General features: G+C 41.1%; 15 protein-coding genes. 7 read left to right on the top strand and 8 right to left on the bottom strand.

Annotated features, from left to right (window positions below):
* Positions 1-12 precede the first annotated feature (12 nt).
* On the top strand, positions 13-423 hold the full coding sequence (locus tag ACPPVU_RS07325; protein WP_426671031.1) for a hypothetical protein: 411 nt from the start codon (positions 13-15) through the stop codon (positions 421-423).
* Positions 424-480: 57 nt separating this feature from the next.
* Here the strand turns inward: ACPPVU_RS07325 and ACPPVU_RS07320 are convergent, their stop codons facing one another.
* Positions 481-1,275 (bottom strand): SDR family NAD(P)-dependent oxidoreductase, encoded by a 795-nt coding sequence (locus tag ACPPVU_RS07320; RefSeq protein ID WP_426671030.1) that lies wholly within the window; start codon positions 1,273-1,275, stop codon positions 481-483.
* Positions 1,276-1,448: 173 nt separating this feature from the next.
* On the opposite strand from ACPPVU_RS07320, the gene ACPPVU_RS07315 reads away from it, so the two are divergent.
* Genes ACPPVU_RS07315 through ACPPVU_RS07305 form a run of 3 tightly spaced genes read left to right on the top strand, consistent with a single transcriptional unit; the run spans position 1,449 to position 2,933 of the window.
* Positions 1,449-1,988, top strand: coding sequence for an RNA polymerase sigma factor (locus tag ACPPVU_RS07315; protein ID WP_426671029.1), 540 nt, complete (start codon positions 1,449-1,451; stop codon positions 1,986-1,988).
* A complete protein-coding gene (locus ACPPVU_RS07310; protein ID WP_426671028.1) occupies positions 1,969-2,241 on the top strand; it encodes a hypothetical protein in 273 nt (90 codons plus the stop codon). Before ACPPVU_RS07315 ends, ACPPVU_RS07310 begins: the two co-directional genes overlap by 20 nt.
* Before the next feature lie 11 nt (positions 2,242-2,252).
* Positions 2,253-2,933, top strand: a complete 681-nt coding sequence (locus ACPPVU_RS07305; protein ID WP_426671027.1) for an ATP-dependent Clp protease proteolytic subunit — start codon at positions 2,253-2,255, stop codon at positions 2,931-2,933.
* Positions 2,934-3,076: 143 nt separating this feature from the next.
* Here ACPPVU_RS07305 and ACPPVU_RS07300 read toward each other — a convergent pair whose 3' ends face one another.
* The 4 genes from ACPPVU_RS07300 to ACPPVU_RS07285 form a co-directional block, all read right to left on the bottom strand.
* Positions 3,077-3,229: a hypothetical protein gene (locus tag ACPPVU_RS07300; protein WP_426671026.1), complete on the bottom strand. Its 153-nt coding sequence runs from the start codon at positions 3,227-3,229 to the stop codon at positions 3,077-3,079.
* Between the two features lie 46 nt (positions 3,230-3,275).
* Entirely contained in the window at positions 3,276-3,428 is a 153-nt protein-coding gene (locus tag ACPPVU_RS07295) for a hypothetical protein (RefSeq protein ID WP_426671026.1), read from the bottom strand.
* A 47-nt stretch (positions 3,429-3,475) separates the two neighbouring features.
* On the bottom strand, positions 3,476-3,628 hold the full coding sequence (locus tag ACPPVU_RS07290; RefSeq protein ID WP_426671025.1) for a hypothetical protein: 153 nt from the start codon (positions 3,626-3,628) through the stop codon (positions 3,476-3,478).
* A gap of 223 nt (positions 3,629-3,851) precedes the next feature.
* Complete coding sequence (locus ACPPVU_RS07285; protein WP_426671024.1) at positions 3,852-5,081, bottom strand: multidrug effflux MFS transporter; 1,230 nt, start codon at positions 5,079-5,081, stop codon at positions 3,852-3,854.
* Positions 5,082-5,275: 194 nt separating this feature from the next.
* Here ACPPVU_RS07285 and ACPPVU_RS07280 point away from each other — a divergent pair, with 194 nt between their 5' ends.
* Positions 5,276-6,595 (top strand): gluconate:H+ symporter, encoded by a 1,320-nt coding sequence (locus tag ACPPVU_RS07280; protein ID WP_426671023.1) that lies wholly within the window; start codon positions 5,276-5,278, stop codon positions 6,593-6,595.
* Positions 6,596-6,607: 12 nt separating this feature from the next.
* Here the strand turns inward: ACPPVU_RS07280 and ACPPVU_RS07275 are convergent, their stop codons facing one another.
* Entirely contained in the window at positions 6,608-6,934 is a 327-nt protein-coding gene (locus ACPPVU_RS07275; protein WP_426671022.1) for a hypothetical protein, read from the bottom strand.
* Between the two features lie 304 nt (positions 6,935-7,238).
* Here ACPPVU_RS07275 and ACPPVU_RS07270 point away from each other — a divergent pair, with 304 nt between their 5' ends.
* Positions 7,239-10,904: a CheR family methyltransferase gene (locus tag ACPPVU_RS07270; RefSeq protein WP_426671021.1), complete on the top strand. Its 3,666-nt coding sequence runs from the start codon at positions 7,239-7,241 to the stop codon at positions 10,902-10,904.
* Positions 10,905-10,910: 6 nt separating this feature from the next.
* Here the strand turns inward: ACPPVU_RS07270 and ACPPVU_RS07265 are convergent, their stop codons facing one another.
* Positions 10,911-11,963: a sterol desaturase family protein gene (locus ACPPVU_RS07265; RefSeq protein ID WP_426671020.1), complete on the bottom strand. Its 1,053-nt coding sequence runs from the start codon at positions 11,961-11,963 to the stop codon at positions 10,911-10,913.
* A gap of 97 nt (positions 11,964-12,060) precedes the next feature.
* Here ACPPVU_RS07265 and ACPPVU_RS07260 point away from each other — a divergent pair, with 97 nt between their 5' ends.
* Positions 12,061-12,333: a hypothetical protein gene (locus ACPPVU_RS07260; RefSeq protein WP_426671019.1), complete on the top strand. Its 273-nt coding sequence runs from the start codon at positions 12,061-12,063 to the stop codon at positions 12,331-12,333.
* Between the two features lie 2 nt (positions 12,334-12,335).
* Here the strand turns inward: ACPPVU_RS07260 and ACPPVU_RS07255 are convergent, their stop codons facing one another.
* Positions 12,336-12,764, bottom strand: a complete 429-nt coding sequence (locus ACPPVU_RS07255) for a CBS domain-containing protein (RefSeq protein ID WP_426671018.1) — start codon at positions 12,762-12,764, stop codon at positions 12,336-12,338.
* Positions 12,765-12,866: the final 102 nt, after the last annotated feature.

Genomic DNA, 12,866 nt, shown 5'->3' with positions numbered 1-12,866 from the left:
ATTTAGCCCGTTATGGTTAGATCTTCTATAAAAAACAAGCTCATTGCCGGTGCCGCCGCATTGGCCCTGTTTGCCTCATGTAAAAACACAATTCAACCCGATGTTTTATATGGCAAATGGAAGTACGTAAAAATTGAAAACAACAGTGTCAGTTCTACAACCAACGTTACAAGTGAACAACTGGAGTCTGAAGAACCATACATCCAATTTTCAAAAAACGATAGCCTGCTTATCTGGTGGGGCGGCAAGGTATTATCGCACGGAAGTTATAAAATTGAGGGTGATAAGATCCAGTTTAAGGAAATTCTGGCTGATGGAAAAACCAGGGAATTTCCGTTTATCGTTTCTAAATTAGACGACAAGAATTTAATATTTGAAACAACCGGTGATGACGGAGCGAGAGTGACGACAGTGAAGGAGTAGCGGTTTGCAGTAGCAGTTTGCAGTTTTTTATAAGCTTAATGTGTACTTATTTCCGTTTCAGGAAGTAGTCCTGTAATTGAGCGCTGCTGTTGTGCCGCAGGTTACATCAATGGTTACTCCTGTTATTTTGCCTGCCAGATCAGACGCCAGGAACACCGCGGTATTTGCAATATCGGCCATTAGCGGGAGCTTTTTCAGCATAGTATCTGCTTCCATCTTTCGTAGAACTTTTTCCATCTCATCGGGATAATTATCAATTGCATCTTTGAATACTTTTGAATCAGGAGAACCACCGGAACGGATATTGACCACACGTACTCCATATATGCCCAACTCCGAGGCCAAATTCCTTGAAAAACTCTCCTTAGCACTACAGGCCGGTGCAAAGCCTCCTGTATATGGATAACCTATCCCTCCTGGTGTTGCCGTAAGAGATAAAATAACCCCGGATCCTTGTTTAACCATCGCATCTGCCGCAGCAATTGCTGTAAGGAATTGCGTTTTCAGCATAAAAGCTACAGGGCTAATAAAATCTTCCGCCGTTATATCCGCCAAAGGGATATTTTGCACTACCCTGGTTCCAGTAGCATTAAATGAGATATCTATTGTACCTGTTTTGCTTATTACCTTATCGATATGATCATTGATCGCCTCCTCATCCAATGCATCCACCTGGTCTGCTTCGGCACGTCCCCCCGAAGCAATGATTTCCTCTGCCACCTTTTGCACAGCATCAAGATTACGGCCGGTTAAAAACACTTTGGCACCTTCATTGGCAAATGCTTTGGCCACGATGCTGCCTATAGATCCACCGGCGCCATAAATAATAGCATTCTTGTTTTGAAGTATCATCGTGCTTATTTTATTTAAAGATATAAACAAACTTAAAATTAAACATTCTTTCTAAAGGGAGAATAGGGATAATTAGGAAATTTTCGGCATCTAAATCAAGACTTTAAAGAAAAAAATAGAAAACGCGGTGATATTTTATATGTAATTTGCACATAGTAATAAAGAGCAAGCTTATGCCGGATATAAAATTTTCAAATCGGGATGCGGAGGAAAGAGAAAAGCTTTTTATATCGCTTTATAAAAGCACCTTCCCTGCTGTAGCGAAGTATACCAGCAAAATGGGTGGCTCGTTTGATGAGGCAAAGGATATTTTCCAGGATGCGTTGGTGATCTATTATGAAAAAGCAGTGGCTCGTTCATTATCCGTCCAAACAAACGAAAAAGCCTATTTAATGGGTATAGCCAAACATTTGTGGCTTAAGAAACACCATGCAAATAGTAAACAGGTACCCCTTGAAGGATTTGATGTGGAAAGCGAAGCAGAAGCACAACCATCAGGCAACAAAATACTCAGCTTTCTGCAAACTGCAGGTAAGAAGTGTATGGAGCTGCTCCGCTCATTTTATTACGATGGTGTACCGCTGACTGAAGTTGCTGAGTCGTTCGGCTTTTCGGGCGTACGCTCTGCTACGGTACAGAAATATAAATGCCTTGAAAAAGTAAGGGAAACAGTAAAAGAAAAATCATTGACCTATGAGGACTTCCTTGATTGAGACCCAACAGATAGAAGCGCATTTATTGCAGCTTTCAGAGCCTGGCGATGCGCTGGTGTTTGAAGCCAGGCTATTGCTTGAACCGGAACTTTGTGATAAAATGCAGTGGCAGAAAGAAACATACAGCATCATCCGGCAATATGGCCGTGATCAGCTTAAACAGGAGATTGAGGCTGTGTATCAGCAATTATTTACAGAGCCGGAACATGCCGGTTTCAGGCAAAAGATAATGCGGCTCTTTTCAAAAAAGTAATCCAATAAATTATGAATATCGATAAAAACGAGTTCCGCAAATACGCGGTAGGGCATCGCCATGTCCAAAGTTTACATATAGACAGCTACATTAGCAAAGTAGAAAACAGTGTCCCAATGGCTATGACGCCCTACATCACCGAAGAACGTGAATTGCGTGTAGCGCAGATGGATGTTTTTTCGCGCCTGATGATGGATCGTATTATATTTTTAGGCGCTGCAGTGGACGATAACATTGCTAATATTATCCAGGCACAGCTACTGTTTCTTCAATCAGCCGATCCGAAAAAAGATATCCAGATGTATATCAATTCGCCTGGTGGTTCTGTATACGCGGGTTTTGGCATCTATGATACTATGCATTTGATCAGTCCGGATGTGGCCACTATTTGCACAGGCATGGCAGCATCAATGTCGGCGGTTTTGTTGTGCTCAGGTGCGGCAGGTAAACGGGCAGCGTTGACACATTCAAGGGTGATGATACACCAGCCATTAGGTGGAGTACAAGGGCCGGCATCAGATATTGAGATCACTGCTCGCGAAGTACTGAAGGTAAAAAAGGAGCTATACACCATTCTATCCAAACATAGCGGACAGGAATATCAAAAAATACATGATGTATCAGACAGGGACTTTTGGATGATAGCTGCGGAAGCGAAGGAGTTCGGGATAATTGATGAAGTATTGGGGTAACTCCACCTAATCTTCGCTTTAGAATAGCCTGGCTCCGTTAAAAGCTGGAAGCCAGGTGACGATTTGTAACTCTTTATTAGTTGCGTTGACGCAATGCCGGAACGGGACTAGACTTGTGTAAAGAATCCGGGACGGGCTTGTAGTTAAAACTTAGGGATATGACCAAATACAAGGATTGCAGTTGCCATGAACAGAGCGATCGGAACAAATACTCTTCTTGCCTGTACATTATCAAATTTTCCGAAAAGAAACACTGCTCTAAAAGCTTCAACTTGTCTGTTTAATAGATTTTCCATTGTGACTGTTTTTTAATTGGTTAAGGTATGATACTAGGATTGATAATTAAAACTTAGGGATATGACCAAATACAAGGATTGCAGTTGCCATGAACAGAGCGATTGGAACAAATACTCTTCTTGCCTGTACATTATCAAATTTTCCGAAAAGGAATACTGCTCTAAAAGCTTCAACTTGTCTGTTTAATAGATTTTCCATTGTGATAATTTTTTAATTGGTTAAGTTATGAATGCTACGATTGATGATTAAAATTTAGGAAGATGACCAAATACAAGGATTGCAGATGCCATGAACAGAGCGATTGGAACAAATACTCTTCTTGCCTGTACATTATCAAATTTTCCCAAAAGGAATACTGCTTTAAAAGCTTCAACTTGAGTGTTTATTAGATTTTCCATTTTGATATTTTTTTATAGTTTACGTTCACAGTACATTTTGCAATGCCTGTGCCAAAGTCGGTTTTCCATGTCAAAGGCACTTTAGCCCTATTAATTTTTCCCGGATGAGCGTAAAAAGATGGGGAAATGGGGAATATCGTCAGCAAACTCCCCAATTATTTTGAGTAATTACCCTCTTCGGCATGAGTTCGGCTTACTGATGCTGAGAGCTGTTGTAGTGAGTTTAATGACCTGTGCTCACAGCTACAGACGTATCTACTTCAACCTTATCTACAATATTCCTTCGCCCGATAAGCAAAATACATAATGCTATGGCTGAGGATATGGCCATTATTGCCGCCAGCGGTGTTGCTGACCTGCTGCTGAATATACTCACCGCAAAGGAAGAAGCTGCGCCCAAACCTAATTGCATAGTACCCAGCAAGGCTGATGCTACGCCGGCATTCTTAGCAAAAGGGGCCATTGAAAGTGCTGCTGTATTGGGGTTGGTTAATCCAACGCAGCATAAAACCAAAAATATCATTACAAGTGTACCGGCAAGGCCATACCAGCCATTTATTGCACCTACCCAAAAAATGATACCACAAACCACCTGAGAAGTTAAAGCCACCCGTATTATTTGCTCGCTTTTAAAACGTTTTAAAAGCAGGCTATTAATTTGATTTGATCCGATAAAGCCTACGGATATCCCGGCAAATACCCAACCGTATTCCTTTTTACTCAAACCAAATACATCCATAAATACCAATGGCGAGCCGGCAACATAGGCGAATAAACCACAAAATGCAACCGAACCGGCAATAGCATAAGTATAAAACTGTGGGTTGCGTATCACGGTTAGAAAATGCCCAATGATTGGGCCGGGCTTTAAAGAATAAGATGCATCCGGCTCATAACTTTCGGGCAGGGTAAAGAAAACCGCTATAAGTATAAGCGCTGCGATACTAAGCAATACAATAAATACTGATTGCCAGCCAAGCCCCTCAGCCAGATAACTGCCTGCGGTTGGTGCGATGAGTGGTGATGCACCCAGCACAAGAAATAAAAGGGCGAATACTTTTGCATTATCTTCCACTGGGAAAAGGTCGCGCACCATAGCTATAGAAGCTACTCCTGCTGCACAGCTACCAATGGCCTGCAGTGCACGAATAGCGATCAGCATTTCTACTGATGTAGATAAAAAACATCCTACTGAGGCTATTATATATAGACTCAATCCAAAATATAAAGGCCGCTTCCGTCCAAATCGGTCCATTAATGGCCCATAGATTAATTGACCTGTGGCTAAGCCGATAAAGAAACTGGACAATGACAGGTCGACCCTTGATGTGGTGGTATGCAGCGACTTCGCAATATCCTGGAAAGCCGGCAGGTACATGTCTATGGAAAATGGGCTCAGAGCTGTGAGTGTCCCTAAAATGAGCACAAGGAAAAAGTAGCGTTTTTTAGTCATGGAATATTCAGTTCGCGCTTCATAGTTACAAAAACTATATGAGCTATCACCCCGGAAATGTCAACATTGACTCAAAAATTACTTTTTGATCCTTAATCGTGTCAACATAAAAAATCATAGCAATGAATTTCAAACCCAAATATTGTTATTACTTTAGTCCTATCGCACTATCAACCTAAAGGCAAACCGTTCAAATGGCTTTACTGACTATCCTTTTTTGTATCATCCTGCTCGTTGTATTAGTGAGTTGGGCAAAAGTTAACCCTTTCCTGGCCTTCCTTATCGTTTCTATAACAGCAGGACTTTTATTAGGCGTCCCGATGGATAAAGTAACCGCATCGGTACAAAAAGGATTAGGCGATACTTTAGGAACGATCACTATTATTATATGCCTCGGCGCCATGACAGGTAAATTGGTGGCCACCAGTGGTGCCGCACAAAAGATAGCCGAAGTACTGGTAAAGCTTTTTGGCGTTAAATACATTCAGTGGGCATTGGTAGTGGTGGGCTTTATCGTAGGGATACCATTATTCTATAATACCGGTTTCGTGCTCATGGTTCCGTTAATATTTTCGGTGGTGTATAAATATAAATTGCCTGCCGTATATATAGGTTTGCCTATGCTGGCTGCTTTGTCGGTTACACATGGTTTTTTGCCGCCCCACCCCTCGCCTACTGCGCTTGTGGGTATGTTCCATGCCAATATGGGTACAACGCTGCTTTACGGATTGATATTGGCAGTCCCGGCTATTGTTTTAGCTGGCCCGGTGTTCGCCAGCACACTAAAGAAAATACCATCTGTGCCATTGGAGACTTTCAGAGCCGAGGAATTACCTGCAGATAAACTGCCAACAGCCTTTAATAGCTTTTTTACGGCACTTCTCCCGGTCATATTGTTAATGGCAAGTGCGTTCTATCTCAATATCGATCATAGCACCGGGCCTTTACATAAATTTATAACTTTTATAGGTGACGCACCTATTGTGATGCTGATATCGATCATTTACGCTACCTATTCATTGGGCATCAGACAAGGTATCAGCATGAAAAAACTGGCAGAGTTATATGGCGATGCTGTAAAAGACATAGCAGGTATTTTGCTTATTATAGGTGGTTCGGGTATATTTAAGGAAGTACTGGTTGCCAGCGGCGCTAATAATGAGATCACAACTATGATGCAAAGTATGCAGTTGCAGCCTTTGGTTTTGGGCTGGTTACTGGCAGCTATTATCCGCATCAGTTTAGGCTCGGCTACTGTAGCTGGATTGACGGCTGCAGGCATTGTTTCAACTATGGTGGCGCATGATCATAGCATCAACCCCAATTTAATGGTATTGGCAATAGGCGCCGGCAGCTTAGCTTTCTCACATGTAAATGATGGCGGCTTCTGGATGTTTAAAGAATATTTTAACTTGTCGATAAAAGACACTATAAAATCGTGGTCTGTAATGGAATCGATTGTTTCGGTTGTAGGGATAGTTGGGGTACTGATAATTAATGCGGTGATTAGTTAGGTAATTAGTTACTTATTGATGCCTTTTAATATAACCAGCCACCTCACCCTGTTCTCCGGCATTTAACAGGCTACCTTCATAATGCCATTTTCCATTAACGTCTATCGAAATATTTCCTAAAAAGTCAGGGTTGCTTTCATCCGCAAGGTCATCATTTTTTTCATCGATCTCCAGCTTTTCGGTGAATAAACCAGACTGATTGTCGACCGAGTTTTTATATATTTTATAATTTCCGGTTGCCATTACACCACCTGTGGTCTTTTGCAATACAGGTTCAATAATTACAGCTCTTTTTGAACCATCCTCATGTTGGATATTAAAATATGCCGGGTTGATCATAAATTGTTTAATTGGTGCTATTAATACAAGAACTATGCAAATATTGTTTGGGTTGACTGATCAAAGTTCTGGTTAATTTTTTACGAAAAAGACTGATTATCAGACCACAATTTCAAGCTGCCTCTTTTCCTTATTTTTTCACTAAGTTTACTTCGACAAATCGTTACAATTGGCTTATTAATGATGCTAAAAATTATAAACTATTCCATTGATTAATAGTTATACCAATAAATTAATAGGAATCCCTTGTCATATTTGTGCCGATTTCCAAAATTCTACACGTGCAACCAACTTTTAATTTATAATGGGAAAAGCTAATACAGAGGCCCCATCTAATTTGCAATTCCCCGTTGTAGGCATTGGCGCTTCAGCGGGCGGGTTGGATGCTGTAAAAACATTCTTGAAGGCTTTACCTGCCAAATCAGGAATGGCCTTTGTATTTATTCAGCATTTAAGTCCTTCGTACGAAAGCACTTTACCAGAAATACTTCAAAGAGTAGCCCCTTTCCCTGTTCAGCAGATCACCGATAATGTGCACCTGGAACCAGACCATCTATACATTATACCTGAAAACAAAATAGTTACCGTAATTGACAGCGCACTAAAACTGACACCACTAGATAGCAAGAATAAAAAAAACAACACTATTGATCTTTTCTTTTCATCATTAGGGCTGGTATACCAAAGTTATGCCGTTGGGGTGGTACTGTCCGGTGCCCTTAATGATGGTACCCTTGGCCTGCAGGTTATCAAATCATATGGCGGATTAACGTTTGCACAGGATGAAGGCTCTGCGGCTTTTGACAGCATGCCCAAAAGTGCAATTAAAGCCGGCGCGGTAGATTTCATTCTGCCTCCGGAAGAAATTGCTAAGCGGTTGATCACCATAAATCACCCCTTTAATTCGGATTATTCACCAGAGAAAGTTAAAGACTCATTACCCCAGCAAGACAACGAGGTATTTAAACAGATACTAACTGTGCTCAGAGTCCGGCGCGGAGTTGATTTTAATTACTACAAACAGAGCACCTTAAAACGACGAATCATCCGCCGGATGGCGCTTAATAAAATAGAAAAACCTGCTGATTACCTGAATTTTCTTCGCGAAAACAAGAACGAGCAGGATGCCCTTTATAATGACATGCTTATTTCGGTCACTGATTTTTTCCGTGACATACAAAGCTTTGAAGTGTTATGTGAAACGATTTTCCCGGCATTGCTCAGCAAAAAAACAGCTAATGAAGCATTGAGGATATGGGTAGCAGGATGTGCCACCGGAGAAGAAGCTTATTCAATTGCCATGTGCCTTCAGGAATATTTAGGTGATAAGGCTGCAGCGATCAAAATTCAGATATTTGCAACTGATATTTCCGAAATAGCTATTGCTAAAGCGCGAAACGGCATATATAACCAAACGGAGCTCGCAGGTGTTTCTCCTTCCAGATTACAGCAATTTTTCATTAAGCAGGACGGCAGCTACCAGGTGACCAAGACGATCCGGGATATGTGTGTATTTGCCCACCACAATTTGCTTAAAGATCCTCCTTTTTCGAAGATCGACCTGGTGAGTTGCCGCAATGTGCTTATTTATCTGGAACCTGTTTTACAAAAAAGGGCGCTAACTACTTTTCATTACTCTTTAAATGAAGAAGAAGGCTACCTGATGCTGGGCAAGTCAGAAAGTATAGGAAATAACACAGACATTTTTAAAGCTTATAAGAATTCTGAAAAAATATATCTGAGGAAAGGCCCGCTGAGCAGATTCATCAATGTGGCATCCCGCGATACCGAGCAAACATTCAGGGAAATTGATAAGAACATTCAGAAGGAAAGTGCCAATAAGGATGTTTTTAAAATAGCAGACGATGCTATGCTTGCCAATTTTATGCCTGCCGCTGTGTTGGTGAATGAAAAATTTGATATCATCCAGTTCCGTGGCTCAACTGAGACCTGGCTTATACCCCCCGCCGGGAAGCCTAGTTTTAATATATTAAAAATGGCACGCGAAGGCCTTTCTTTTGAGCTTCGGAACATCCTGCATCTCGCACAAAAGACCAAACAGCCGGTGCATAAATTCGGCATTTTCTTCAAAGTGAATGATATGCAGCAATTTGTGAACATCCAGGCATTGCAGCTCAGCCAAAATTCCGAATTGCATTATCTCATTGTTTTTCAACCTGCATCGTCAACCGGTTTACAGGCTCCTATGTTCGATACCGGACAGAGTACTGAAAACATGAATTATAACGCCTCGGAATTGCGCATTGAACACCTGGAACGCGAACTGATACAAACACGTGCAGATATGCGCGCGATCACTGATGCCCAGGAAACCGCTAATGAGGAACTGCAAAGCGCCAATGAAGAACTGCTATCCGGCAGTGAAGAACTGCAAAGCCTGAACGAGGAACTGGAAACATCCAAAGAAGAACTGCAAAGTATTAACGAAGAGATCCTAATCGTTAATAAGGAGTTACTGGATAGGAATGAGCAATTGAACAATGCACGTTTGTATACAGAAGGGATCGTAAATACCATACGCGACCCTTTGCTTATATTAGATACTGACCTGCGGATAAAGCGCGCTACAAACGGCTTCTATAATAAATTTAAAACCAATGAGAAGGAGATCGAGGGCCATTATCTATATGAGATCAACAATGGGCAATGGGATATTCCAAAACTACGGGAATTGTTAGATGAAATTTTGCCGGAGAAGAAGGAATTGGACGATTTCGATGTCACCCAAATATTTCCGTCACTGGGGAAAAGAAGCATGTGTCTTAATGCCCGGCAAATTGATAATATAAATGGCGAACCACTGATATTACTAGCCATAGAAGACATCACTTACAAACGCCAGGTAGAAGAAGGATTGGCCCAGGCCGAGCGCCTTTTAAGTGAGAGCAGGGAACGGTTAAAATTTGCGGTTGATTCAGCAGGTTTAGGCACCTGGGATTACGACCCGCAAAAAAGGGATTTAATATGCGATAAGCGCTGTAAGGAAATTTTCGGTTTAATACCACTGGCTTCGGTTGACTTGCAGTGTTTTTATAAAATGATCCATCCTGATGATCATGATGCACTTGAAAACAAAATTAATGAGACCCTGACGAATAAGGATTACGGAGAATTTGATGTAGAATTCAGGACTACTCCCTTTGACGGAAAATTTAAATGGTTAAAAGCAAAGGGCAGGGCCTATTTTAACGAGCAGGGATTAGCTACCCGTTTTATCGGAACTTTGCTCGACGTTACTATTCAAAAAATGATCGATGTGGCAACTATCGAATTATTAAAAAAGAAAGATGAGTTTGTCAGTATAGCAAGTCATGAATTAAAGACTCCTATTACCAGCCTTAAGTTATTACTTCAAATGATGGAGCGTACAGCCGCTAAGAGCGAGGAAATGAAAGCTTTTAGTGTAACTGTGGCAAAATCAGTGAAGCAGGTAGATAAACTGGTTGAGCTAATTAAAGATCTGCTGGATGTAACCAAGATACAATCAGGCAAGTTAGAACTGCGGAAAACTTCATTTTTACTGGATGAGCTGATAGTGGAATGTATTGAAGAAATCCAAATGCAATCACCCCATTATCAATTTATTACAGAGGGTGATAAGAATCTTACTGTAAATGCTGACAGAAACCGTATAGAACAGGTATTGGTGAATCTTATTGCTAATGGAGTTAAATATTCTCCGGATGCAGACAAATTGATCATCCGGGTTGAAAAAATAACGGCGGGTGTAAAAGTTTCGGTCACTGATTTTGGCATCGGGATACCTGCCAGTAAGTTACCTCTGATATTCGACAGGTTTTACCGTGTAAATGAAAAATCACAAAGATATGCCGGCCTGGGTCTGGGTCTGTATATCTCGGCAGAGATCATCCGGCAGCATAACGGCACTATTAATATTGAAAGCGAAGAGGGCAAAGGATCAACCTTTTGGTTTGTAATACCGGGGTAGACTAATTTATTTAAAGGTTACTGATGTTAGATCACCTTTATCATCAGTAATAGTCTTGTGCGAAAGCACATTCTTTTCATGCTCTTCCATATATTTCTTTCTTACCACGCTTGCCATTTTATGGTCGCCGGTGTGGCTCCATCCGGGAGGCATAATAATATACAGGAATTTGTTTTTGATCCCGGGAGCTTTGGCTACATCTTTTCCCAGCGCCACTATTTCACCAAAATAAGCATCCAAAAAATGATGTGGTTTCATAGGTCGTGTAATACCATATTCAATAGGCATTTTACGATCTTCTGGCTGATAGGTGCCAAATACTTTGTCCCAAACATTTAACAGATTACAGAAATTGGTATCCATGTAAACCGGATTCTTGGCATGGTGTACCCGGTGATGAGATGGTGTAAGAACGATCCTGCCTAAAAATCCGAAGCGGGCGTCCTCAACCAGGTTTTCGCCGATATGTATAAAAGCACCCCAGGTACCATCAATAAACATAATAACAAACAGCATGGCAGGGTTTACTCCCAATAAAATGCAAATGGTGGTACGCACAACATCAGCATAAGGTGCTTCTAAAAAGAAATGCGCATAGGTAACTGATAAATTCATGGATACCGGTGCATGGTGGGTAGAATGCAGGCACCACAATATGCGCACCTTATGCGCCAAAAGGTGATAGATAAAATGGGCAAATTCCCAAATGATGTAGCCGTATATGAACCAGTACCAGGTAAAAACGGTTTTAAAAATAGCATGCTTCTCAAATAACCCTATGCACAGGCCAACCATAGCAAAAGAGATAAGTCTGCCTACAAATGCATTTAACACATAGGTAAAGAAGGGTATTTTATAATCGATCACCTTAAACCGTTTGTAAAATGCCGCCCTTATGATCTCAATAATCAGCAGAAATGGGATTAGCGGGCCTAAGACAGAAGTTATACCATGCCAGGTAAGCAGTTCGTTATATTTACCCGAATGTAAAATATCAATCAGGTTTCCGAAACCGAAAAAACCGGTAAACTCATTCCATATAGCTTTCAGAAAACTCATCCCGGAGAATAATTGGTGAAGCAGCTAATTTACAAAATCTTGTCTATTCGGGCCCGATAACAAACTAATTACCGGTTTTAGATGTTCTGATTATATTATGGCTGATTATAATATCATTTACATAGCTGAAGATGAGCAGCATTACCTGTGGAATGGCAGTGGGTTTGACCTGACGAAGAATGAAAATGAAAAATTGATGTTCAGCGGAAAAGCCTATGCAAACAGGGAATTACGCAGGGCGATAAAAAAATGCCGCGAAGCTGTGAAAATATCATTCCCCACAGATAAACATCCACAAATAAAAAAGGTTGAAATACCGATAAACAGCAAAGACGAAATCAGCGGACATTCACGCCATATCACTTCCTGAGATCAGGACTGAATGTAGCTTCTTAGTTGCTCGATGGTTTCCTCGTGCGTCAGGATGGTTTCCGTTACCAGGTCATTAATGGAAATAATACCGCATAGCTGATCATTTTTAAATACAGGCAGATAGCGGATATTATTCTCGCTCATGATGTGCATGCAGGTCTCAACTGAGTTTTCAGGGATGATGGGGGGTAGATCAGTGCTCATGATCTCGCGCACGGATGTTTCCAGGGAAGATTTACCGCGAAGTATCACTTTACGCGCATAATCGCGTTCAGTTAACAAGCCAACATATTTCCCCTCATCGGTAACCACTACCGATCCGATATTCATATCGTCCATTAATCGCAATGCATCCAGTACTGTGGTTGATGCATCAATAGTCATAACACTAGACCCCTTACGGTCAAGAATATTTGAAACTTTTTTCATAACAAACAGATTTAGTTGGCTAACTGGCTTATAATCAAATATACTAAAAGAATTATATAAATAAGAGTATTATTTTGACAAAATTTACTCCGGTTAAATTGA

It is taken from the genome of Mucilaginibacter sp. McL0603 (genome assembly GCF_049992945.1).
Taxonomy (GTDB): Bacteria; Bacteroidota; Bacteroidia; order Sphingobacteriales; family Sphingobacteriaceae; genus Mucilaginibacter.
This window is presented reverse-complemented; position numbering and strand designations above follow the sequence as displayed.